Below are 1,295 nucleotides of genomic sequence, written 5' to 3'. Positions count from 1 at the left end.
ACGTTATGACATGGTACATGTTCCTACCCTGAACCAGGCAGTGGACAGCCTTTACAACAATGACCTGCCGGACATTATTCTGCTCGATCTGCATCTGCCGGACTGCGAAGGCCTGGGCGGTTTCGAGCGTCTGCATTCGCTGGCTCCGGATGTGCCTGTGATCATTCTGACCAACTTTATGGATGATGAACTGGCGACAAGGGCCGTGCGCGAAGGTGCGCAGGACTATCTGATAAAGAAGGAAGTGGACACGGCTTTGCTGAACAAATCCATCCGCTATGCTATCGAGAGACAGAAATCCGATGCCGCGCTCAGGGAAAGCGAGGAACGCTATGCACTGGCGGTGGCAGGCGCCAGCGAGGGCATCTGGGACTGGAACATCAGGACGGGTGAGGCTTATTTTTCCCCCCGCTGGCAGGATCTCGTCGGTGTTTTTCAGGAAAACGTGACTGCACACATCGATCATTGGTTCGATCGTGTGCATCCGGACGATCTTCCACCTCTGCAGGCCGCATTGCAGGCACATTTCAGGGATGTGCAGACACATTTTGAATATGAGCACAGGGTCATGCACGAAGAAGGCGAATATCGCTGGATGCTGGTGCGTGGCCAGGCAATTTGTGATGCCAGGGATAAATGCTACCGCATGGCCGGTTCCATGGCCGATATCACCGAGCGCAGGCGAGCCGAACAGCAGTTGCTCCATGACGCGCTGCATGATGGTCTTATGGATTTGCCCAACCGCTCCCTGTTCATGGACAGGCTGGATCAGGCTATACGCCAGCACCAGCGTGACGGCAGCAAGCAATATGCAGTGCTGTATTTTGATATCGACCGGTTCAAGAACGTCAACGACAGCCTCGGCCATTCGGTGGGAGACCGCCTGTTAGTGGGGATTGCCCGCCGCCTCGAAACCATACTGCGTCCCAGTGATACGCTGGCGCGCCTTTCCGGTGACGAGTTTGCCGTTTTGCTGACCCAGGTGGGTACCACCGAATGCGCGCTATCGGTTGTGCAGCGTATTCACCAGTTATTGCGCAGGAAATTCAAGGTGCAGGGCAATGTGATCTACCCCAGTGTCAGTATCGGTATCGCCATGGCTTCAGATCAGTATGACAGTCCGGAGCAGGTACTGAGGGACGCCGACCTGGCCATGTATCGCGCCAAGTCACTGGATGAACCGGGCGATGCCGTGGTGTTTGATGCGCACATGCACGCCACTGCCGTGCAGCGTCTGCGTCTGGAAACGGATATGCGCCGCGCCATTGACCGCGGAGAATTTGTCATTCACTACC

The 1,295-nt window shown here is 56.0% G+C and carries 1 protein-coding gene; it reads left to right on the top strand.

The window, feature by feature from the left end; genetic code table 11:
• On the top strand, window positions 1–1,295 hold a 1,295-nt coding region (locus ACOCD2_RS20370), incomplete at both ends, for a diguanylate cyclase domain-containing protein (protein WP_419625985.1).

The organism is Thiolapillus sp. (assembly GCF_048562965.1).
In the GTDB taxonomy this organism is placed as follows: domain Bacteria; phylum Pseudomonadota; class Gammaproteobacteria; order Chromatiales; family Chromatiaceae; genus Thiolapillus; species Thiolapillus brandeum_A.
Note: the sequence above shows the minus strand (reverse complement) of the source record. Positions and strands in the feature narration are given on the sequence as shown.